Below are 22,711 nucleotides of genomic sequence, written 5' to 3'. Positions count from 1 at the left end.
AAATCAACCTCCGGTTTGTGCCCGCGCAGTTTCCCACACATGCGTCCAGCCCGGGGCCAGATGCGCGGCGCGCTCGGCGGCCAGGATCAGGCTGTCTTCGCGGGCGATGCCCTTGCCGGCGATGTCGAAGGCGGTGCCGTGGTCCACGGACACGCGCACAACCGGCAGGCCGACCGTGATGTTGACGCCGTCGTCGCCGTACACGGCCTTGAAGGGCGCGTGGCCTTGGTCGTGGTAACAGGCGATCACGAACTGCCATTTGCCGCGCACGGCTTGCGGGAACAGCGCGTCGGCCGGAATGGGGCCGGCGGCCAGGATGCCGGCCGCGTTGGCTTCGGCCACGGCGGGCGCCAGGATGTCGGCGTCTTCGCTGCCGAAGATGCCGTTTTCGCCGGCGTGCGGGTTCAGGCCCGACACGGCAACCGGCTGGTCGCCACGGCCCAGCGCCTTGGCGAACGAACCCGCCAGGCGCAGCACCGCGCGCATGCGCACGGGCGTCAGGTCTTCGATGGCCTGGCGCAGCGACACGTGGGTGGTGGCGTGGAAGATGTAGAGGTCGCCGGCCGACAGCACCAGCGAGAAGGTCTTGACGCCGAACTCGTGGGCCAGCAGTTCGGTATGGCCGGGCCACTTGTGGCCAGCGGCGTGCATGGCCGCCTTGTTCAGCGGCGCGGTGACGATGCCGTCGACTTCACCGGCGCGGGCCAGGGCGCAAGCCGTGGTCACGAAACGGACCGAACCGTCGCCCGCATCGGCGCTGATTTCACCCAGCTTGACGTGGGCCAGGGACGGGCCGGCTTGCAGCACTTCAATCGTGCCGGGCGTGTTGGTGCAGTCAGCCGGACGGTCCAGCTTCTTCACAATGGCGGGGTCGCCGCCCAGGCTGCGCACGGCGTTGACCATGACGTCCACGTCGCCGACCACCAGCAGGCGGGCCTTCTGGCGCAGTTCGTCGTGGCCCATCAGCATCTTGGCCGTGATTTCCGGCCCGATGCCCGCCACGTCGCCCAGGGTGACGGCCAGCAAAGGCAGCTTGTTGGGTTGGGGTTGTGTCATCGCTTGAATCTCCTGTCGCGGATCGCGCGCACTGCGCGAACCAGTACGTCTTCGGTGCCAAAGCCGCCGGCCTTGGTCACCACGGGCAGACCCGCGGCCGTGCCCCCGGTCAGCGTGCCCAAAGGCACGCCGCCCATCACTTCATCCACCAGCGCAATGCCGCGCGCGGCCAGCGCCACCAGCACGCTGCGTGCGCCGTCGCCACCGGTGGCGACCACGCCCGCGGCTCGCGAGGTGGTGATCAATTGCGCCGCCAGGCTGCCCAGCCTGTCAGCGACTTTTTCAGAATCCAGGCCGTCGAGTTGGCCTTCGGGCGCCAGCAGCAGCACCGTGCCCGCCTCGGCGGGGGCTTGCGCGTGCGATTGCAGCAGCGGCTGGCTCCAGGCCTGCCACGCGGCGTCGTCGGCCAGTTGCGCCAGCGACGGCGTCCAGGTGTCGGCGCCCGACGCTTGCAGCGCGGCCGCTTGTGCACGCGCCGCGCTGTGCTGCGACGTAACGACGACCACGACGGGCGCCGTCTGATCCGCACCCGCCCACACGCGGGCCAGCGGCACGGCCAGGCCGCCCGCGCCTACGGGCAGCGCGTGTTCGCCCAGCAGGCCGATGGCGCGCGCCAGGCGCTCCAGGTCGGCGTCCGAGGCGGCGTCCACCACCACGGTGTTGCCGGCCTGGCGGATGCGCTGGGCCAGCGTTTCCGGCGTATCGCCGTCTTGCGCGGCCACGTGGGCGCAGCCCAGCAGCGTGGGGATATGGCTTTCGGTCACGGGCGTGACGGGGTCGGTTGCCGCCGAGGTCTCGGTGACCGGCTTGCCGTTCACGTAGAGAATGCCTTGCTCGACGGTGCGGCCGGTGGCCGGGAACGCGGGGCAGATCACCGCCACCGTGTCCGGGCCCCAGGCCTCGCGCGCCGCATCGATCTCGGCCTTGAACGCGCCGCGCAAGGTGGAGTCCACCTTCTTGTACAGGCGCGACACGCCGGCCGCGCGCAGCTGCTGCACGTTTTGCTGGATGACGCGGGCGGCGTCGGCGGCGGGCAGGGCACGGCTGTTGGTGGTGACGGCCAGCACTTCGACCCCGGCCGTCGCCGGGCCGGACAACGCTTCGTCGGCGCCGCCGATGGACAGGTGCGTGCTCCAGCCGGCGCGCACAAACTGCACCGCGGTGTCACCGGAACCGGTCAGATCATCAGCGACGATGGCGATGGTGGGAGTCAAAGCGCCTCTCCGCGCGCCTCGCCCAAGGTGGGCGTGCCGCTGGTTGTGTCCGCATCTTCGGACTTGAGTTCACCCGCGCGCTTCAGGAAGTACGAAGCGAGGATCGGCGCCAGGATCGAGCTGATCAGCACGCATGCGGCGACCTGCGCGGTGGCGGTCGCGACGTACTGCTGGAAGTTCGGGTCGGCTGCCGCCACCACGGCGGGCGTGGCGATGGCGTTACCGGCCGTCGTGCCCGCTGCAAAACCCAGGCCGCTCTTGCCGCCACGGCGCAGGATCATACGATAGCCCAGGTAGACCAGGCCACCGGTGATGGGGCTGATGATCAGGCCCAGGATCAGGCCGCTCATGCCGCCGCTGACGACCGCGCCCAGGTTGATGCCGGTGCCCAGCGCAAAGGCGAAGAACGGGATGACGATGTTCGGCACGGGCTTGAGCACGTCGCGCCACTTCGGGTCCAGGTTGCCGACCACGACGCCCAACAGGAACGGCACCAGGGCCGCCACCAGGGCAATCATCGGAATATCGGCCAGGCCCGACGCGCCCAGGAACAGCAGGCTGAAGAAGGGACCATCGTTGACCGCGCTGGCGACATAGGCGCCACGGTCGCGGGCGTCGCCGTACTGGCCGGTATAGGCCAGCCACAGGCCGCCGTTGCTGTTGTCGAACGCGGCCAGCAGGGCCAGGATCGACACGCCCAGCACGCCGTCCAGGCCGACGTAGCTGCCCAGAATGATGATCAGCGTGGCGGGCACCAGCGTCTTCATCAACAGGATGGTGCCGGCGGTAGCCAGGATGGGGCCGCCGGTGCGGGCGTTGACTTGCGTGCCGGTCGCGAAGATCAGCAGAGCGATCAGCGGCAGGGCGCTGTTTTTGAAGAGGGCGGTGGTGAAGCCGCCGATGGCCAGCGCATCAGGGGCGAAGGTGCCGATCAGGGAACCCAGGATCAGCGGCACAAGCATCAATCCACCAGGGATTTTCTGCATGGTGCCAAAAAAAGGCGAACGGGAAGAGGCAGCGGTCGACACTTGCGTAAGTCTCCAGGACGGTTCTGGTGGGTTGCAGACGTTCGTTGACGCGTCTGTCAGTGGGGGTTGAAAACGCGTAGTGTACACCTGTACGTACTAGCTGTACGTACAGGTTAACCCGTCCTGGAGTGCGCGATGCCGCCTAGAAGCGGTAGGCCCCGCTCAGCATCACCGTGCGGCGCGCGCCGTAGAAGCAGTCGCCCCGATCCAGGCAAACCACTTCGTACGTCCGGTCGGCAATGTTGTTGACGTTCAGCGCATAGCGCCACGGCCCGTTGTCGTAGCTGACCATGGCGTCAAACAAGGTGACGGCGGGCGTTTGCGGCGCGCCGCCATCGCGGAATGCGCTCAGGTAGCGCACGCCCGCGCCCACGGCAAAGCCGGGCTGGCCGGCCAGCGCGAAGCGGTACTTGCCCCACAACGACGCCATGTGTTTGGGCAGGCCTTCCAGCTGCGGGTCCGGGTCGGTGTAGATGTAGTTGGCGATCACGTCCACGTCTTTGGTGGCGCGGCCGCGCAGTTCCAGTTCCACCCCGCGCGTGCGCGTCTTGCCGGCCTGGAGCTGGTTGTTGGGGTTTTCGGGGTCGTTCGTCTGCCGGTTCTTTTCCCGCAGGTCGTAGGCGGCGGCGGTGAATTCGATGTCGGCGTCCTTCGGCATGTACTTGATGCCGGCCTCGACCTGCTTGCCGCGCATCGGCTTGTAGCGCTCGTTGTAGAAGTTCGATCCGGCGATCGGCGTGAATGATTCGCTGTAGCTCAGGTACGGCGACCAGCCGTTGTCGGCCGCGTACATCAGGCCGAAGCGCTTGGTGGTGGCGTAATCGGTTTCCTTGTCCTGGCCATCGATGCGGTTGTCGGCGCGGTCGCGGCGGATGCCCGCCAGGAAGATCCAGTTCTTGTCGAACTTGATCTGGTCCTGCGCGTAAAAGCCCAGTTGCTGCTGCTTTTGCTTGGGGGTGTCTGACAGCTCGTATTCCGGGATGTTGCCGTACACGGGGTGGTACAGGTTCAGCGGCGCGCCCAGGCCGCTGGCCGTCTGGCTGGTTTCGCGGTAATGCGAATAGTCCATGCCGACGATCACGGTGTGTTCGGTGCGGCCCCAGTTCAGTTTGCCTTCGATGTTCTGGTCGGCCAGCAGCGTGCGCATGCGCGGCTTGTTGACGTAGAAGAAGCGGTCGGTGGTGGTTTGGTCCGGGTCGATGTAGGAATTGCCGCGGCGCTCGCCATACACGTTCGGGTACAGCGATTGATAGTCGACGCGGCTGACCGTGTTGCGGAAGTTCTGGCGGAATTTCCAGGTGTCGTTGAACTGGTGTTCGAACAGCCAGCCCACACTGAACTGTTCAGTGTCGTAGGCGTCCCAACCCGGTTCGCTGACGAAGCGGCGGGTGGGAATGCGGCCATTGGGGTTCTCTTGCACCGACCCGCTCCAGGGCAGGAACGATTGCGTCGTGCCGGCCTTGTCCTTTTGCCACAAGGCCTGCAACGTCAGCGACGTGGCCGCGCTGGGGCGCCACGTCAGGGACGGCGCCAGCATCAGGCGGTCGTCGGGGGCGTGCTGCACCTGCGTGTCGCTGTCCCGGCCCACCGCCACCACGCGGTACAGCCATTGGCCGTCTTCCGTCACCGGGCCGGTCAGGTCGGCCTGGATTTCGCGGCGGTGATCGTTGCCCAGCACCACGCCGATCTCGCGTTGGGCTTCGGCCTGCGGGCGCTTGCTGACCAGGTTCACGATGCCGCCGGTGCTGCCCTGTCCGTACAGCATGGACGACGGGCCGCGCAGCACTTCCACGCGTTCCATGCCGTAGATCTCGGTGCGCGGGTTGTTGTAGTTGAAGTACTGGCGCAGGCCGTCCAGGTACTGGGCGGGCTCCACGCCACGGATGCGCACATAGTCGCCGCGGTTGTCCACGCCATACGCGTTAGGGCGCACGCCGGCCGCGTAGTTCATGGCGTCCTGCACATTCTGCGAACCCTGGTCCACGATCTGGCCGCGCGGAATCACGGTGATGGCCTGCGGCGTTTCCGATAGCGGCGTATCGGTCTTGGTGCCGGTGGCGCTGCGCGTGGCGACGTAGCCATCAACCGGCCCCGTCGCGGTTTCACCCGTGCCGGTCACCTGCACCGCGGGCAGGACGGTGGTGGGTTCGGCCGTTTGGGCATGCGTGGCCGCGCTTAAGCAAGCCGCCAGCGCGGCGGCGATGGGCAATAGCGGTTGAGGCCGCACGCGGTGGGCGGCATGGACTAGGTGGCGTTTCAAGAGAGTCCCCTCGCGGCCCGTCGGCCGCCGATTACATATAGGAATAGCAACGATAATTATTATTAATTAATGTTTATGGGATCACCGGCATTTGCGCCCAACGCAGATGTAAAAAAGCCCTGCAAGGCACGTTGGCGGGCAGGGCAGAAAGAAAAATAGGCCTATTTTTCAGGGGTTTGGCGCAGTTCTTTGTGGCGATGGGCCAATGATCGCGTTGTTGGCCGCACGCGACAACCGTCGCCTCAGGCGTACTGCGCCCGCCGCGTGCCGCCTTCGCGGCGGCTGGCCTTTTCCGACACGATGTTGTCTTCTGCCATGCGGCGGCCGCGTTGTTCGATGCGGCCCAACAGGTCACGCAAGACCGCGATTTCGCTATCGCTCAGGTCTTGCACCAGCAGGTCATTCAAGCCCGCAACTTCCGGCAGCAGGGCGTGATAGCGGGCCAGGCCTTCGACGGTGGCTTCGACGCGCACCACGCGCCGGTCAGCGCTGTCGTGCAAGCGGCGCAGCCAGCCTTTTTCGCACAGCGCGCCCAAGGTGCGCGAGGTGCGGGCCAGGTCCAGCTTGGCGGCCGCGGCCAGTTCGGCCGAATTCATGATGCCGCCTTCCACGGCACAGGCCAGGATGCGCCATTCGCGCCGCGTGATGCCAAAGCGCCCTTCGCACAGCCGCACAAAAACAGGGTTGGACTGCGACCAGGCCTGGTACAGCCGGTACATCAGCATGTCGGCCAGATGGCGGGGGTCGGGCGCGGGCGCGGGGGCGGGGGCGGGCAATTCAGGCATGGCGTCTCTTTCCGGGTCGGATGGCGTGTAGCGCGCATCGCGTTCTTCATATCGTTATGGATAGTGCTGGATTAGATCAAGCAATGGCCCCGTTGCTACATTCAATTTGCTTATTTGGGTATCGGCCAGGCATCAATAACCATAACCGACAGCAGGCCACTGTCTCCAGGAGAAGACGATGCGGAAATGGATGGCGAGCGCCCTGGCGGCGGCCGCGTTGACGGGGCTGGCGCCGCTGGCTGGTGCGCAGCAACCGGCGCTGGACGGCGCGCTGACGATTGTGGTTGGCTATCCGCCGGGCGGCAGTTCCGACCGCATTGCGCGGCTGGTTGCTGACCGTCTGAAAGACCGGGTCGGCGTGCCCGTCGTGGTCGAGAACAAGACGGGCGCGGGCGGCCGCATCGCGGCGCAGGGCCTGCACGCCGCGCCCGCCAATCAGAATGTGCTGATGCTGGCCAACCCGGCGGTCATGGTGGTGGCGCCGCTGGTGTATGCGCAACCGGGCTACGACGCTCAACAGGACTTCAAACCCGTGTCGCTGGCCAGCCGCTACAAGTTCGCCTTGGCCGTGCCGGCCAGTTCGCCGATTCAAGATGTGCCGGCATTGCGCCAGTGGCTGCGCGCCAACCCCAAACAGTTCACCGTCGGCGTGCCGGCCACCGGCAGCTTGCCGCACTTTTTCGCGCTGATGCTGGGCCGTGAAATCAAGCAGGAGCCAGAAGTGATTGGCTACCGCGGCTCGGCCCCGCTGATCTCGGAACTGATCGGCGGCATCCTGCCGCAGGGTATCGACACGCTGGACACGCTGCTGCCGCAACACCGCGCGGGCAAGATCCGCATCCTGGCAACCTCCGGCGACACGCGCGACGCTGATCTGAAAGACGTGCCCACCTTCAAGGAAAGCGGCGTGGATCTGGCCGCAGACGGCTGGAACGCCTTCTTCGCCCCGGCAGCAATGCCGCAAGCGAAGATCGACCGCTTGGGCGCCGAAATTGCCGCCATCCTGCGCGAACCCGCCATGCAGGAGGCCGTGCGCGGCGTGTTCCTGGAGCCGGTGTCGCTGGACGCCGCCGCCACGGCTGACGCGCTGGCCGCCTACCGCAAGCAGTGGGAACCCGTGGTGCGGGCCTCCGGCTTCACGGCCACACAATAAGGGGCGCCGCAATGAGCACTGTGCAAAATGTCTTGTTCATCATGGCCGACCAGCTGCGTGCCGACCACCTCAGCTGTTATGGCCATCCGTACTTGCAGACCCCCAGCCTGGACGCGCTGGCCGCGCGCGGCGTGCGCTTTGATCGCGCCTTCGTGAATTCCGGCGTGTGCGGGCCGTCACGCATGAGCTACTACACCGGCCGCTATCCGTCACGTCATGGCGCAACGTGGAACCGCGTGCCACTGTCCGTCAACGAGATCACGCTGGGCGAATATCTGGCGGGGCAGGGGCGGGAATTGGCCCTGGCTGGCAAAACCCACATCATCCCTGACCGCGCGGGTATGGACCGCCTGGCCATCGATGGCGCGTCGGAACTGGGCGTGTTGCTCAGCCAGGGCGGCTTTACCGAACTGGACCGCTACGACGGCCACCACACCCCCGGTCAGGAAAGCGGCTACCCCGCCTTCCTGCGCCGCCACGGCTATGACAGCGCAGACCCCTGGACTGACTACGTCATCGCGGGCGTGGACGCCAGCGGCCAGGTCGTCAGCGGCTGGAACATGCGCAACGTGCATCTGCCGTCCCGCGTGGCCGAGCCGCATTCCGAAACCGCCTACATGACGGACCAGGCGCTGGATTTCATGAAGCGCCGCGGCAGCCAGCCCTGGGTGCTGCACTTAAGCTACGTGAAGCCGCACTGGCCTTACATGGCGCCTGCGCCCTACCACCAGCGCTATACCGCCGATCAATGCCTGCCGGTGCGGCGCAACCAGGAAGAGCTGCGCGACGCGCATCCCGTTGTGGCCGCCTATCGGCAGCAGGAAGAAAGCATCAGCTTTTCCACGGACGAATGCGTGCGCGTCGTGCGCCCTGCGTATCAAGGCTTGATCCGGCAACTGGACGATCACCTTGGCCGTCTGTTCGACTACATGGAAGGCGCGGGCCTGATGCAGAACACGCTGATCGTCTTCACGGCCGATCACGGCGACTTCCTGGGCGACCACTGGCTGGGCGAAAAGGAACTGTTCTACGACACCGTGCAACGCGTGCCGTTCATCGTGATGGACCCGTCCGCCGCCGCCAACGCCACGCGCGGCCAGGCGCTGGACGATATGGTCGAAAGCGTGGACGTCGTGCCAACCGTGCTGCGCGCATTAGGCACACCGGGGCCTGCGCATCGGCTGGAAGGCCGCGAACTGCAAACGCTGCTGCACGGCCGGGATGCCGCCACGCCCTGGCGCGACTGCGTGTTTTCGGAGCTGGACTACAGCTTCCGCCAAGCGCGCATCCTGCGCGGCAAAACGCCGCAGAACGCTCGCGCATGGTCAGTGCGCACCGACCGCTGGCGCTACGTGCATTGGCTCGACGAACCCGAACAGCTTTTTGATTTGCACGCCGACCCCGACGAGTTCCAGGACCTGGGTAGAAGCACCGCGCATGCAGACGTGCGCGCGGACCTGCGCGCACGCCTGCTGGACTGGATGCTGCGCGGCAAACGCCGAACCACCATCAGTGACGAAGCCATTGAAAAAGCCACGAACGCGCACAAGCGCGCGGGGGTGTTTTTCGGACAGTGGTAGGGGCGGGGGCGGCTGAACGTGATGGCGATGCCGCCCCGAATCATTTAGCCGTGGCCCGACGCCTGCGCTTCGGGTTGCGCCGCCGCCACTTTCGGCGCTTCCGGCTTCAACTCCCGACGCAAAATCTTGCCCACGTTGGTGCGCGGCAGATCATCGCGAAACTCCACGTACCGCGGCACCTTGTACCCCGTCAGTTGCGTGCGGCAATGGGCGATCAGCGTTTCGGCATCCAGCCCCGGGTCTTTGCGGATCACATACAGCTTTACCGCTTCGCCCGAGCGTTCGTCTGGCACGCCGACGGCCGCCACTTCGCGCACGCCGGGATGCAGCGCGGCGGCGTCTTCGACCTCGTTGGGATACACGTTAAAGCCCGACACCAGAATCATGTCTTTCTTGCGGTCGATCAGGAACACGTAGCCATCCTGGTCCACGTAGCCGATGTCGCCCGTGCGCAGAAAGCCGTCGGGGTACATGACCAGCGCGGTTTCGTCGGGGCGGTTCCAGTAGCCTTGCGTGACCTGTGGCCCGCGCACGCAGATTTCTCCGCTTTCGCCGATGCCTTGTTCTTCGCCGTCATCGTTGCGAATGGAGATCTCGGTAGATGGCACCGGCAGCCCGATCGAGCCCGTGAACACCTTGACGTCCAGCGGGTTGACGGTAACGGCGGGCGAGGTCTCGGTCAGCCCGTAGGCCTGCGCCAGCGACTTGCCGGTGACGGCGCGCCAGCGGTCGGCAACCGCGCGTTGCACCGCCATGCCGCCGCCCATGGTCAAGCGCAGGCGCGAGAAATCCAGCTTGGCGAAATCGGGATGGTTGAGGAGCGCGTTGAACAGCGTGTTCACGCCCGTGAAGGCCGAGAACGGCACCTTGCTCATTTCCTTGATCAGGCCGGGAATGTCGCGCGGGTTGATGATCAGCAGGTTGCTGGCGCCGATCTTCATAAAGGTCAGGCAGTTCGCTGTGAGCGCGAAGATGTGATACAGCGGCAGCGCCGTCACGACGCATTCTTCGCCTTCTTTCACCAACGGTTTGATCCACGCATGCGCCTGGCTCAGGTTGGCCACCAGATTGCCGTGCGACAGCATTGCAGCCTTGGCCACGCCCGTGGTGCCGCCCGTGTATTGCAGGCAGGCCAGGTCGCGCTGGTCCAGCGGCACTTCAGTGAAAGGCGCTTTGCGCCCCTCGCGCAGCGCGTCGCTCAAGCGAATGGCGCGTGGCAGCGACCACGCCGGCACCATGCGCTTGACGCGGCGAATCACGAAGTCCACCAGCCAGCCTTTGACGGGGCCGAGCATTTCACCGATGGACGTTACCAGCACGTGTTCGACTGCCGTCTTCGGCAAGGCCTTTTGCAGCGTGGCGGCGAAGTTGTCGGCGACGACAATGGCGCGCGCGCCGGAATCAGCCAATTGATGTTCAAGCTCGTGCGCGGTGTAGAGCGGGTTGCAATTGACCACGATGCAGCCGGCGCGCAGCGCGCCGAACAGGCAGACGGGGTATTGCAGCAGGTTGGGCATCATGAGCGCGATGCGGTCGCCCTTGCCCAGCCCATTGGCGTGCAACCAGGCGGCGAAGTCGCGGGTCAGCGCGTCCAGCTCGGCGTAGCGGATGGACTTGCCCATGCTGATGTACGCCGTCTTCTCGGCGTAGCGGCGGCAGCTGTCGCGCACAACCGAGACCAGCGTGGTGACGCCGTCCATCGCGATCTCTGCGGGGACGCCAGAGGGATAGCTCTTATGCCAGATTCGTTCCATCGTGGTGAGGTTCCGCCTAGTTGCCCAAGAGGGCTTTCTTCAGGGAGGTCTGTGCCGGCTTGTCGCCCAGCCAGACGCGCAGCAAGGCGCGCGCGAATGCAGGGTTGTCGATGCGGCCCCGTTGCTTGCCGTTGCCGGTGAACGTGACGCCGCGGGCGTCAAAGTCCAGATCGACCACATCGCCCTCTTTGGCGTTGCCGATCTCGGCCATCATTTGCGACAAACGATCCGCAGCCGCCTTCAGCGCGGCCAGTTCCTGCTTGGGCGTATTGTCGCGCAAACCTTCCTGCAGCGCTTCGTTCAGGCTCTGGCTATCGACCTCGCGCAGCAATTGCAGCCGGATGCGGCGGGGCTCGGTGCTGTTGATCACGGTGGCCGCGTCACTGCTTTTAGCGGTGACGTACAAGGCGGCCACGTAGACCTTCACGACGAATTTGGTGCGCACGCCCGCGCCATTCAATACCAGCGCATGGCTGCCGTCGGACAATTGTTCGGGGACGCGTTTGCCGGCAACCTCGATGTCGGCGGCGAACGCGGGCGCGGCCGCCAGGCTGGCGGCAAGGATGAGGCTCAGGGCGGCGGATCGCCCTCCAGAGATGCGTTGCATGTGTCTCCTCCAGTGTTTTTTCGCTTGTAGAACTTCTTGTCTGCGATATAGATCGTGCGTTCCACGACGGCATACACCACGCCGTCCTTGTCCTTCAATTCCACCGTGTACGTGCGGGTGGTTTCATGGTCGCGCGCAAGGGTCTCGCGGATGGCCGCGATTTCTCCGGGCGGCAACCGGAAGTCGACATACAACGTCGTGTAGGCGGGCTTGCGGTAGCGGATGGACGCCGCCTTGTCCCACACGATGTGATCCGCGCCCAACGCAGACATCAGCATCGTGGGATGGGCGCCGTCCGTCACCGCAAACAACGACCCGCCGTACATCGACCCAACAATATTGCGCGTGCGCCGCAAGAGCGGCAGCTTGATGCGGATGTGCTGAAAGTCCGGCGACACGTGCAACACCCGGCCGCCGGTGGCGCGAAACGCGGGATGCAGGTTGAAGCCCACCCGCATCAGGCGCGCGCGCCATTCTGGCGACAGGTTCTTGAACCAATAAGGCTTCACGCGGGGTCCGTTTGGGTGAGCATCATGGGGCGGGGATCACGGGGCCGGAATCACAAGGCTTCGAACAAACCGGCCGCGCCCATGCCGGTGCCGATGCACATGGTGACCAGACCATACTTGCCCCCCGTGCGGCGCAAGCCGTGCGTGATGGTGGCGGTGCGGATGGCGCCGGTCGCGCCCAGCGGGTGGCCCAACGCGATGGCGCCGCCCAGCGGGTTGACCTTGGCGGGGTCCAGCTTCAGCTCCCGGATCACAGCAAGCGATTGCGCGGCGAACGCCTCGTTCAGTTCGATCCAGTCCAGCGCGTCTTGCGTGATGCCCGCGCGTTCCAGGACCTTGGGAATGGCGGCCACCGGGCCGATGCCCATCACTTCGGGCGGCACGCCGGCCACCGCGAAACTGACGAAGCGCGCCAGCGGGCTCAGGTTGAATTCGCGCAGGATGCGGTCGGACACGAGCACGATGGCGGCCGCGCCGTCGGACATCTGCGAGCTGTTGCCGGCGGTGACGCTGCCGCGCGTTGAGAACACGGGGCGCAGGCGGGCCAGCGCTTCGGCGCTGCTGTCCGGGCGCGGGCCTTCGTCCACTTCCACCAGCCGGCGCACGACGCGCACCGCGCCGCTTGCGCCGTCAGGCAGATGTTGCACCACTTCAAACGGCGTGGTCTCGGCGCGGAAATGGCCCGCGGCAATGGCGGCGCAGGCCTTCTGGTGCGAGGCGAGCGCAAAGGCGTCCTGATCTTCGCGCGAGACCTTCCAGCGCTCGGCCACCTTTTCACCGGTCAGGCCCATGCCGAACGCCATGCCGATGTTTTCCTCGTGCGCGAAGATGGCGGGGTTCATCGACACCTTGTTGCCCATGATCTGCGGCATGGCGCTCATGGACTCGGTGCCTGCGCCGATCATGATGTCGGCTTCGCCCGTGCGGATGCGGGCGGCGGCGTCTGCCACCGCTTGCAGGCCCGACGCGCAGAAGCGGTTGACGGTCACGCCCGCCACGCTTTGCGGCAGGCCCGCCAGCAGCAGGCCGATGCGCGCCACGTTCATGCCTTGCTCGGCTTCCGGCATGGCGCAGCCGGCGATGACGTCTTCGATGCGCGCAGTGTCCAGCCCTGGCACTTGCGCCAGCGCGCCGTTCAGCGCGGCGGCCAGCATGTCGTCGGGGCGGGTGGTGATGTAGGCGCCGTTGCGCTTGCCCACCGGCAAGCGCGTGGCGGCGACGATGTAGGCGTCTTGAATCTGCTTCGTCATGATCGTTTCCTCAGTTGCGCAAGGGCTTGCCGGTTTCCAGCGTGTGGCGAATGCGGGCCTGGGTTTCAGGCGTGCGCAAGAGCGCAACGAATTCCTTTCGTTCCACGGCCAGCAGCCATTCCTCGTCCACCTTGGTGCCGGTTTCGATTTCGCCACCGCACAAAGCCACGGCGGCGCTGCGGGCCACGCGGTAGTCGTGCGCGCTGATCATGCCGCCTTCGCGCATGTTGACCAGCACCATTTCAAAGTTGGCGATGCCGTTGCGGCCTGCGACCGGCACGTTCGACAGGCGCGGGGGCGGTGTGTAGCCGGCCTGGGCGGCGGCGCGCGCCTGGCCGATAGCCACAAAGAGCAGCTCGTCGGGATGGAACAGCACGATGTCGTGCTCGCGGGCAAAGCCGGCGTCGATGGCTTCCAGGCCGCTCTTGGCCACCTGCGCCATGGCGATGGTCTGGAACACGGGTTGCAGATAGGGGAAGACTTCGCCGGGGGTTGCGGTTTTGGCCGCCAATGCAGCGGCGCGGCCCGCAAATTCCTTGCTGCCGCCGCCCGCTGGAATCAGGCCGACGCCCGCTTCGACCAAGCCGATATAGCTTTCCAGCGCCAGAACGCGGTGCGAGGCGTGCATCAGGAATTCGCAGCCCCCGCCCAGCGCCATGCCCTGCACGGCCGCTACGGTGGGAATCTGCGCGTACTTGAACGACTGGGATGCGCGCTGGAATTTTTCGACCATGGCTTCCAGCATGTCGAACTGGCCGGCGGCGCAGGCTTCGACCACTTGCTGCAAGTTGGCGCCCACGGCAAACGGCGGTTCGTGCCAGATGACCAAGCCATCGAATTCGCGTTCCGCACGAGCCACGGCTTGCAGCACGCCTTCCAGCACTTCGCCGCCCAGCGTGTGGTTCTTCGACGTGACCGACAGGATGGCGATGCCGGCATCCACGTCGGGCAGGTTCCACAGGCGCACGCCTTCGTTTTCCCAGACGGTGACGCCACGGTCGTCGGCGCCTTCGCCAAAGACGCGTTCCGGGAACAGCTGGCGCTGGTAGACCGGCAGCGACGAACGCGGGTGCAGCGTGCCGGTGCGGGCGGAATACGAGCCTTCGGGCGTGTGCACGCCCTGGCGATCGGGCTCCTGAACCCAGGCGGGCAGCGGCGCATCGCTCATGGCGCGGCCTGCGGCGATGTCCTCGGCCACCGCAGCGGCGATGTCTTGCCAGCCCGCAGCCTGCCAGGTTTCGAACGGGCCTTGCGACCAGCCAAAGCCCCAGCGCATGGCCAGGTCCAGGTCGCGGGCGTTATCAGCCACGTGCTCAAGCTGCACGGCGCTGTAGTGGAAGATGTCGCGGAACAGGCTCCACAGGAACTGGGCCTGCGGGTGTTCGCTTGCGCGCAAGGCGGCGAACCGCTTGGCGGGGTTGCGTTCTTTCAGCAGTGCGGCGACCTCGTCAGCCAGCTTGCCGGCGCTGGGCACGTAGTCTTGCGCCTTCAGGTCCAGCACCAGGATGTCGCGGCCTTGCTTGCGGTAGACGCCTGCGCCCGTCTTCTGGCCCAGCGCGCCTTTTTGGATCAGTGCAGACAACCACGCGGGCAGCGCGAAGTGGCGGTGCCACGGGTCGTTCGGCAGATTCTTTTCCATCGTGCCAACCACGTGGGCCAGCGTGTCCAGGCCGACCACATCCGCCGTGCGGTACGTGGCGCTCTTGGGGCGGCCAATCTTCGGGCCGGTCAGCGCGTCGACTTCGTCAAAGCCCAAACCCAGGCGCGCGGTGTGGTGCATGGCGGCCAGAATGGAGAACACGCCGATGCGGTTGGCCACGAAGTTGGGCGTGTCCAGTGCGCGGATCACGCCTTTGCCCAGCGTGGACGTCAGCCAGGTTTCCAGCTGGTCCAGCACGGCCGGCTGCGTGTGCGACGTGGCGATGATTTCCACCAGCCGCATGTAGCGGGGCGGATTAAAAAAGTGGATGCCGCAGAAACGGTTGCGCAGGCTTGCGGGCAGCGCGTTGGCCAGCGCGTCGATCGACAGGCCGGACGTGTTCGACGCAATGATGGCGTCGGGCGACACATGCGGGGCGATGCGCTCATACAGCGCCGTCTTCCAGTCCATGCGTTCGGCAATGGCCTCGATGACCAGATCGCAGCCGCGTAGCGCGTCCAGATGGTCGTCGTAATTGGCGGGGGTGATCAGCGCGATGCGGGCGGCGCCCGCCAGCGGCGCGGGTTCCAGCTTTTTCAGGCCGGCCAGCGCCTTGTTGACGATGCCGTTGCGGTCGCCTTCGGCCGCGGCCAGATCGAACAGCGTGACGGGCACGCCGGCATTGGCCAGGTGGGCGGCGATTTGCGCGCCCATGACGCCGGCACCCAGCACGGCAACGTGTTTGACGACGAACTTGCTCAAGGGATTCTCCTGAAAAAGCGGGCGGCGGCGCGTGGCCGGCCGCCCGCGCATAGGCTAGAAGCGGGACGACAGTTGCAGGCCGAGAATGTGGCCGCTGCTGTCATAGGTGCCCGCCACGCGGCCCTTGGTCAGCTGATTGCCGGACGTCGTGTCGATGTCCGTCTTGCGCAGGTACAGATAGGTGTAGCCCAGGTCCAGCGTGGTGCTCTTGGTGGCTTGCCACTGCACGCCCGTCGAGAACCAGTAGCGGTCGTTGTCGGGCAGCGAGGTCGGGCGGTCGGCTTCCTTGTGAACGGGCGATTGGTCGTAGGCCAGACCGAACTTCCACTTCCAGTCCGGGGCGAACTTGTAGTTCGCGCCCACTGCCACGCGCCACGTGTCGCGGAAGTTCAGCGGCAGGTCGTCATCGCGCGCGCCTGCGCCGGAGTTGCGGATCTTCAGGTCGGGAATGCTGCTCCAGCCCGTCCACGATACGTCGCCCAGCAGTTCCCAGCGTTCGTTCAGCTGGTGCGCGGCACTGAGAATCAGCGTGTCGGGCAGGTCCACCGAGGCCTTGGCGTCAAACGACACCGACTGCTTGGTGGGGCCGATGCTGGTGATCTCGGTGTCGCCCTTGGCGGTGTGCTTGATCTTCGAACGGTACGACAGGCCGATGCGGGTGTCTTCCGTGGGTTGCAGCATGAAGCCGACGTTCCAGCCCCAGGCGTCGCCCTTCAGATTCAAGTCGGCGTCGCCGTTGGTGGCGACCGGCAGGCCGGCAATCGGCACCACCGTTTTCTTCTTGTAGTTGGCGTCGATGTGCTGCCAGTTCACGCCGAAGCCCATCGAGAATTTTTCGTTGACCTTGTAGGCGATCGACGGGTTGACGTTGATCGTCTTGATCTCGAATTTGTTGGAATGGTATTGGCCGACCCAGCCATCGTCGTATTCGGTCATCAGGCCGAAGGGGGCGCCCACGCCCAGGCCCAGATACCACTGTTCGTTCAACTGCCAGGAGGCGTACAGGTTCGGAACCACGCCCAGGTTGCCGGCGTCACCGCCATTGCCGCCCGTGGGAACCGAGCCGTTCAGGCCCGAGCCGGGCAGGCCGGGCACGCTGGGGTTGCGGCTGTCGCCGTTGTCCTTGAACTTGAAGGACGGTTTGATCAGGTTGACCCCGCCCGAAAAGTTCACGCCGGGCAAGTACGTCATGCCTGCCGGGTTGTAGTAGATGATGCTGGCGTTTTCCGGATTTGCCGCCGAGCCTGCATAAGCGTTGCCCAGTCCACTGGCGTTCTGCTCTAAAAGCTGAAAGCCGGCAGCGTAGGACGTTGCGGATGCGCCCAGGCCGACCACTAGGGCCGACAAGGTGCTCAGGGACAATGAACGTCTGCGCATGGTACTGCCTCCTCGAGTTGGATGATGTCTCTATTCCACTGCCGGTCTGCATGCTGGCCGGTCTAATCGGCGTGAGCCGTTTTGCTGCGGGTTTTTGCCGCGGGTTCTGCCGTGGGCTTTTGCCGCGGGTTTTGCCGTGGTACTACGCATTGCTGCCTTGGTAATGCAAGGGGCCGCCCGTGAATGGCGCGAACCCTGTTCCGAAAATCACACCGGCGTCGGCCAGATCGGCATCGGCGACGACGCCGGCTTGCACGCGCTGACGGGTGGCGTCCACCAGGGGCTGAATCAGGCGCTCCGCCAAACCTGCGGGCGCGGCGGCGGGGCTGGCCCCGCCTTGCTTGACCGGCTTGCCGTCGCGCCATGTGTAGAAGCCCTTGCCGCTTTTTTTGCCGAGATCGCCGCGCGCCAGCCGTTCGGCCAGGCATCGCGGGGGTTCGGCGCCGCCGGCCAGTTCTTCGCCTGCGGCGCGCGCGATGTCCAGGCCCACCGTGTCGGCCAATTCCAATGGCCCCATCGGCATGCCGAAGGCCACCATGGCGGCGTCGATGGTTTCGGGCGCGATGCCTTCATCCACACTGCGCATGGCTTGCAGCATGTAGGGCGCCAGCACCGCGTTGACCAGAAAGCCGGGCGCGCTCTTGACGGGCAGCGCAAGCTTGTCGATCTGGCCGACGAACGCGCAGGCACGTGCCGTGGCGTCGCCGGCATCGCCCTCGGCATGCACGACTTCCACCAACGGCATCTTCGCCACCGGGTTGAAGAAATGAATGCCGACCAGACGCTCGGGGCGGGTGAGTCCCGTGCGCAGCGTTTCGAGTGACAGGCTGGACGTGTTGGTGGCCAGCAGCGCGCCGGCCTTCATGCGCGGTTCCAGCGAGGCGTACAGCGCGCGCTTGGCTTCGGGCTGTTCGCTGATGGCTTCGATGATGACGTCGGCCAGCGGCACGCCGCCGCCAGCAGGGTCGGGGATCAGCCGGTCAAACGCGGCGCGCGCCAGACGCGGGTCTTTCAACCGGCGCGCATACAGCGTGGCCGCGCGCTTGATGGCGGGCGCAATGCGCGCCATGTCCTGGTCTTGCAACGTGACGGTCATGCCCTTGAGCGCGCACCACGCAGCGATGTCGCCGCCCATCACGCCCGCGCCCACCACATGCACGTGGCGTGCAGGCGTCACGCCCGGTTGTTTGCCGTTCGCCTTCAGGCGTTCTTGCAGGCGGAACACGCGCAGCAGATTGCGGGCGGTGTCGGACGAGATGATGCCGTCGATAAGTTCTGGTGCTTGCAGCGCATTGCCGCCATGCTTTTCCCACAGCGTCACGATGGCGGGCGCGGCGGGGTAGTGGCCCAAGGGGTCCTTGGCGGCAATCTGCTTGCGGGCGCGGTTGGCGACGAGCAATTTCAACGGCCAGAGATTGGCCAGCGCACCGAAGCCGCGTGCGCGGCGCGGCGGCTTTTTCGACAGCACCGTCTGGCGGGCGGCCGCGAGCAGCAAACGCGGCGGCACCCGCGCATCGGCCAAGCCCAATGCGGCCGCGCGGCGCGCATCCGCGCCGCGGCCGGTCAGCATCATGTCCAGTGCGGCGGGCGCGCCAATCACCTGCGGCAGCCGCAGCATGCCGCCCCAGCCGGGGAAGATGCCCAGCATCACTTCGGGCAACGCGAGGGAAGTGCCGGGTTGGTCCGCCACCAGCCGGTAGCGGCAGGCCAGCGCCAGTTCCAGTCCGCCGCCCAGGCAGTGGCCCTGGATCAGCGCCAGCGTGGGGTAGCGCACGGCGGCCAGCCGCTTGAACAGATTCCAGCCGCGAGCCACCAGCGCGCGCGCTTGTTCGGGGGTATCCAGGCTGGCGAATTCGTTGACGTCGGCGCCCACGATGAAGCCCGTGGACTTGCCGGATTGAATGATCAAGCCCGGGGGCGGCGCGGCGTCCAGCGCGTCCAGCACGATGCCAAGCTCGGTCATGGTGTCGGCCGACAGCGCGTTGACGGCGCTGCCCGCGCGGTCGAACGTCAGCCAGGCCAGGCCGTCAGGGTCGCGGTCCAGGCGCCAGTGGGAAAGCGTGTCCAGTGTCGTCATGGGCGGTCCTCGTCCAGGGTTTCAACCAGCATCGCACCGCCTTGTCCGCCGCCGATGCAGATGGCGGCCATGCCGCGCTTGGCGCCTCGGCGCTTCAGGGCGTCAAGCAAGTGCAGCACGATGCGGGCGCCGGAAGCGCCCACGGGGTGCCCGATCGCAATGGCGCCGCCGTCCACGTTGAGTTTGTCGGGGTCGAGTGGCCCCCATGCTGGCGTACCGAAGTGTTCTTGGCAATAGGCGTCGTCTTGCCATGCTGCCAGGCAGCCTAGCACTTGGGCGGCGAACGCCTCGTTGATTTCCCACAAGTCCAGGTCGTTCAAGCCCAGGCCGTGGCGTTGCAGGATGGGCGTGGCGGCATGCACCGGACCCAGCCCCATCTGCGCCGGGTCCAGGCCGGCCCACTGGCTGTCGACAATGCGGCCGATGGGGCGCAGGTTCCATTTGGCGACGGCTTCTTCGGAGGCCAGCACGAGCATGGCCGCGCCGTCCGTCACTTGCGAGCTGTTGCCGGCGGTGATGTTGCCCCAGGGCTTGTCGAACACGGGCTTGAGCTTGGCCAATTTTTCTGGCGTTGAATCTTCGCGCACGCCGTCATCGTCGGGGTAGAGCTTGCCTTGCGTGTCGATCAGCGGGGTAATTTCGGTCATGGCGCCGGCGGCGCGGGCGGCCAGCGCACGGCGATGGCTGCTGGCCGCGTAGGCGTCCATGGCGGCGCGGTCGATGCCGAAGCGGGTCGCGACGTTCTCGGCGGTCTGCCCCATCGACAGGCCCACGACGGGGTCCGTCAAGCCTTTGAGCAGACCGATGACGGGCGCCAGATTTTTCAACTTGAAGCCGCGCAGCGCCGCCAGTTTTGCGCCCACGCCGCGCGCCGCGTACCAGCCCGCGAGCCAGCGCACCATGTCGTCTGAGAACAACAGCGGCGCACGCGACAGCGCGTCGGTGCCGCCGGCCAGCACCAATTGCGAGCGGCCGGACTGGATGTTGGCGATGCCGGAATCCAATGCCTGCATGCCGGATGCGCAGTTGCGCATCACCGTCCAGCCGGGCACTTTGTTGCCGCAACCCAGGCGCAGCGCGATCACACGGCCGATGTTGACTTCATCGGGCGAGGGGGCCGCGCAGCCGATGATGACCTCGTCCAGGTCAGCGGGCGCATAGGGCTGGCGCAGCAGCAGGCCGCGGCCCGCTTGCACCGCCAGGTCGCCGGCGGAAAAAGGCCCTGGCCCGGTGCGGGCTTTCAGGAATGGAGTGCGGGCGCCGTCAACGACGTAAACCGGTTTGAATGCCATCCGTACCCTCCCTTAAGCGACCTTGCGTTCGGCCGCAGGCTTGATTGCGTCCGATGCGCCAAGATCAAAGGGGAAATCATCCACTTTCACGACGGCATCGCGCAACCGGTTGCGGCGTTTTACAACCGTATATTCTTCCGCCGTGATGCCGCCCATGGCGAACGCGGCATCGGCAATATCGCGCACGTTGGCTTGGGGGTTGCCTTCCAGCGCGCCACGCTTTTCCAGTTCGCGGATCTTGGCTTCGATGGGTTCGGCGTCCAGCGTTGCGGTCAGCGCCTGTTCGATCGCGCCCACGGGTTCGTCTTCGGTGGCGGGCAAATGGCAGCCGGCGGTCAGGCGGTCTCGCGTGTCGCAGGGGTTGATCAAGAGCCGCGCCACATCCTGACCCAACTGGTCAGAAGGCAGCATCTGCGTGCGGCCCCACGGGAAGATGATGCGGGCAAGGCCCCAGGCCACGAATCGGTTGGGATAGTTTTCCAGCACGCCATTAATGGCTTCCTGCAACTTGTACAGCGCGTCTTGAATGGACCAGTGCGCAAGCGGCGCATCGGCAGCTTGGCGGCCTTCATCTTCATAGCGCTTGAGCGTGGCGCTCACCAGGTACATCTGCGACAGCACGTCGCCTAAGCGCGCCGACAGCCGCTCGCGACGCTTCAGGCTGCCGCCCAGCACCAGCATCGATGTATCGGCCAGCAGTGCGAACGCGGCGGAATAGCGGCTAAGCAGTTGGTAGTAGCGCTTCATGCCGGGTGCGACATCGGCGTTCACGGTGACGAACCGCGCGCCGGTCAGTGCGGTGCCCAACGCGCGCAGCTTGTTGCGCACGACAAAGCCCACGTGGCCCCAGAAGGCGGTGTCGAAATCGGTCAGGCCTTGCTTGCGATCCGGCGATTGCGCGGCGCGCATTTCCGCCAGCACGTACGGATGGCAGCGGATGGCGCCCTGGCCAAAGATGATCAGGCTGCGCGTGAGAATGTTTGCGCCTTCGACCGTGATGCCGATGGGAATCTGCTGATACGCGCGGCCCAGGAAGTTGTTGGGGCCCAGGCAGATGCCCTTGCCGCCAATCACGTCCATGCCGTCATTGACGACCTGGCGCGCGCGTTCGGTGACGTGGTATTTGACGATGGCCGATACCACCGAAGGCTTCTCGCCCAGGTCCACCGCGCCCGCCGTCATGCTGCGCGCGGCGTCCATCATGTAGGTGTTGCCGCCGATGCGGGCCAGCGCTTCTTCCACGCCTTCGAACTTGCCAACCGGCATGCGGAACTGGCTGCGCACGCGGGCGTAGCCGCCCACGGCGCGCGCCGTCAGCTTGGACATGCCGGTGTTGGAAGAGGGCAGCGAAATCGAGCGGCCGGCGGCCAGGCATTCCATCAGCATGCGCCAGCCTTGGCCGGCCATGGCGGGGCCGCCGATGATGAAGTCCAGCGGCATGAAGACGTCATCGCCGCGGGTCGGCCCGTTCATGAACATGGCGTTCAGCGGGAAGTGGCGGCGGCCGGTGTCCACGCCAGGGTGGTCGTGCGGCACCAGCGCGCACGTGATGCCCAGGTCTTTCTTGCCGCCCAACAGGCCGTCGGGGTCGTACAGGCGAAACGCCAGCCCCAGCAACGTGCAAACGGGCGCCAGCGTGATGTAGCGCTTGTCCCAGGTGACGCGCATGCCGAGCACTTCGCGGCCTTGCCATTCGCCTTTGCAAATAATGCCGCTGTCGGGAATGGCGGCGGCGTCCGACCCGGCCCAGGGGCTGGTCAGCGCGAAGGCGGGTACGTCTTCACCGCGCGCCAGACGCGGCAGGTAGTGGTTCTTTTGTTCTTCGGTGCCGTAGTGCAGCAGCAGCTCGGCCGGGCCGAGCGAGTTGGGCACCATCACCGAGACGGCCAGCGCGGACGAGCGCGTGGACAACTTGGTCACGATTTCGGAGTGGGCATAGGCCGAGAACGCCAAGCCGCCGTATTCCTTGGGGATGATCATGCCCAGAAAGCCCTGGGTCTTCAGATAGTTCCAGACGTCGGCCGGCAGATCGTAGCGTTCCTGCGTGACGCTCCAGTCGTTGACCATGCGGCAGGCCTCTTCGGCCTGATTGTCCAGAAAGTGCTGTTCTTCGGCAGTCAGCTGCGGACGTGGATAGGCCAGCAGGCGGCTCCAGTCGGGCCGGCCGCGGAACAATTCCCCTTCCCACCACACGGTGCCGGCTTCCAGCGCATCGCGCTCGGTGTCGGACATCTGCGGCAGCACCTTGCGGTACAGATTGAAGATCGGCGCCGACAGCAGTGCGCGGCGCACGGGCCGCACGGCCAACACGATGATGGCAAGGAGCGCGATGACGACCAGCGCGAGGATGACTGCGTTCATTTCTTTG

Annotated in this window: 16 protein-coding genes; 2 read left to right on the top strand and 14 right to left on the bottom strand. The window is 66.1% G+C overall.

What is annotated here, in order from left to right; translation table 11 throughout:
* Positions 1 to 3: 3 nt before the first annotated feature.
* The 5 genes from pdxA to HV765_RS25330 all read right to left on the bottom strand — a co-directional run bounded on the left by pdxA (position 4) and on the right by HV765_RS25330 (position 6,343).
* Complete coding sequence (gene pdxA, locus HV765_RS25350) at positions 4 to 1,056, bottom strand: 4-hydroxythreonine-4-phosphate dehydrogenase PdxA (protein ID WP_054426552.1); 1,053 nt, start codon at positions 1,054 to 1,056, stop codon at positions 4 to 6.
* Positions 1,053 to 2,270, bottom strand: a complete 1,218-nt coding sequence (gene dtnK / locus HV765_RS25345) for a D-threonate kinase (protein ID WP_054426551.1) — start codon at positions 2,268 to 2,270, stop codon at positions 1,053 to 1,055. The genes pdxA and dtnK overlap by 4 nt, the downstream gene beginning before the upstream one ends.
* Complete coding sequence (locus HV765_RS25340; RefSeq protein ID WP_175171388.1) at positions 2,267 to 3,256, bottom strand: 2-keto-3-deoxygluconate permease; 990 nt, start codon at positions 3,254 to 3,256, stop codon at positions 2,267 to 2,269. Before HV765_RS25340 ends, dtnK begins: the two co-directional genes overlap by 4 nt.
* Before the next feature lie 184 nt (positions 3,257 to 3,440).
* Positions 3,441 to 5,525, bottom strand: coding sequence for a TonB-dependent siderophore receptor (locus tag HV765_RS25335; protein ID WP_441371578.1), 2,085 nt, complete (start codon positions 5,523 to 5,525; stop codon positions 3,441 to 3,443).
* A 275-nt stretch (positions 5,526 to 5,800) separates the two neighbouring features.
* Positions 5,801 to 6,343 carry a MarR family winged helix-turn-helix transcriptional regulator gene (locus HV765_RS25330; protein WP_175171386.1) on the bottom strand — a complete coding sequence of 181 codons (543 nt, stop codon included), beginning with the start codon at positions 6,341 to 6,343 and terminating at the stop codon, positions 5,801 to 5,803.
* Between the two features lie 178 nt (positions 6,344 to 6,521).
* Here HV765_RS25330 and HV765_RS25325 point away from each other — a divergent pair, with 178 nt between their 5' ends.
* Positions 6,522 to 7,496 (top strand): Bug family tripartite tricarboxylate transporter substrate binding protein, encoded by a 975-nt coding sequence (locus HV765_RS25325; RefSeq protein WP_175171385.1) that lies wholly within the window; start codon positions 6,522 to 6,524, stop codon positions 7,494 to 7,496.
* Positions 7,497 to 7,507: 11 nt separating this feature from the next.
* Positions 7,508 to 9,076 carry a sulfatase-like hydrolase/transferase gene (locus tag HV765_RS25320; RefSeq protein ID WP_175171384.1) on the top strand — a complete coding sequence of 523 codons (1,569 nt, stop codon included), beginning with the start codon at positions 7,508 to 7,510 and terminating at the stop codon, positions 9,074 to 9,076.
* Between the two features lie 44 nt (positions 9,077 to 9,120).
* Here HV765_RS25320 and HV765_RS25315 read toward each other — a convergent pair whose 3' ends face one another.
* The 9 genes from HV765_RS25315 to HV765_RS25275 form a co-directional block, all read right to left on the bottom strand.
* Entirely contained in the window at positions 9,121 to 10,830 is a 1,710-nt protein-coding gene (locus HV765_RS25315; RefSeq protein ID WP_175171383.1) for an AMP-binding protein, read from the bottom strand.
* Between the two features lie 16 nt (positions 10,831 to 10,846).
* Positions 10,847 to 11,437 carry a chalcone isomerase family protein gene (locus HV765_RS25310; RefSeq protein WP_175171382.1) on the bottom strand — a complete coding sequence of 197 codons (591 nt, stop codon included), beginning with the start codon at positions 11,435 to 11,437 and terminating at the stop codon, positions 10,847 to 10,849.
* A complete protein-coding gene (locus tag HV765_RS25305) occupies positions 11,401 to 11,946 on the bottom strand; it encodes a DUF4442 domain-containing protein (protein ID WP_175171381.1) in 546 nt (181 codons plus the stop codon). Before HV765_RS25305 ends, HV765_RS25310 begins: the two co-directional genes overlap by 37 nt.
* A gap of 50 nt (positions 11,947 to 11,996) precedes the next feature.
* Entirely contained in the window at positions 11,997 to 13,196 is a 1,200-nt protein-coding gene (locus tag HV765_RS25300; protein ID WP_054426543.1) for an acetyl-CoA C-acyltransferase, read from the bottom strand.
* Positions 13,197 to 13,206: 10 nt separating this feature from the next.
* Complete coding sequence (locus HV765_RS25295) at positions 13,207 to 15,597, bottom strand: 3-hydroxyacyl-CoA dehydrogenase/enoyl-CoA hydratase family protein (protein WP_175171380.1); 2,391 nt, start codon at positions 15,595 to 15,597, stop codon at positions 13,207 to 13,209.
* A gap of 54 nt (positions 15,598 to 15,651) precedes the next feature.
* The gene (locus HV765_RS25290; protein WP_054426541.1) at positions 15,652 to 16,974 is read right to left on the bottom strand and encodes an OmpP1/FadL family transporter; all 1,323 of its coding nucleotides are present in this window, start codon (positions 16,972 to 16,974) and stop codon (positions 15,652 to 15,654) included.
* Between the two features lie 142 nt (positions 16,975 to 17,116).
* Positions 17,117 to 19,051 (bottom strand): 3-hydroxyacyl-CoA dehydrogenase NAD-binding domain-containing protein, encoded by a 1,935-nt coding sequence (locus HV765_RS25285; RefSeq protein ID WP_175171379.1) that lies wholly within the window; start codon positions 19,049 to 19,051, stop codon positions 17,117 to 17,119.
* On the bottom strand, positions 19,048 to 20,343 hold the full coding sequence (locus HV765_RS25280) for an acetyl-CoA C-acetyltransferase (protein WP_054426539.1): 1,296 nt from the start codon (positions 20,341 to 20,343) through the stop codon (positions 19,048 to 19,050). Before HV765_RS25280 ends, HV765_RS25285 begins: the two co-directional genes overlap by 4 nt.
* Before the next feature lie 12 nt (positions 20,344 to 20,355).
* The gene (locus tag HV765_RS25275) at positions 20,356 to 22,704 is read right to left on the bottom strand and encodes an acyl-CoA dehydrogenase (protein WP_175171378.1); all 2,349 of its coding nucleotides are present in this window, start codon (positions 22,702 to 22,704) and stop codon (positions 20,356 to 20,358) included.
* Positions 22,705 to 22,711: the final 7 nt, after the last annotated feature.

This window comes from Achromobacter kerstersii (assembly GCF_902859595.1).
GTDB classification, from domain to species: domain Bacteria; phylum Pseudomonadota; class Gammaproteobacteria; order Burkholderiales; family Burkholderiaceae_B; genus Achromobacter; species Achromobacter kerstersii.
The sequence above is the reverse complement of the archived record's forward strand: the minus strand, read 5'-3'. Positions and strand labels throughout refer to the sequence as shown.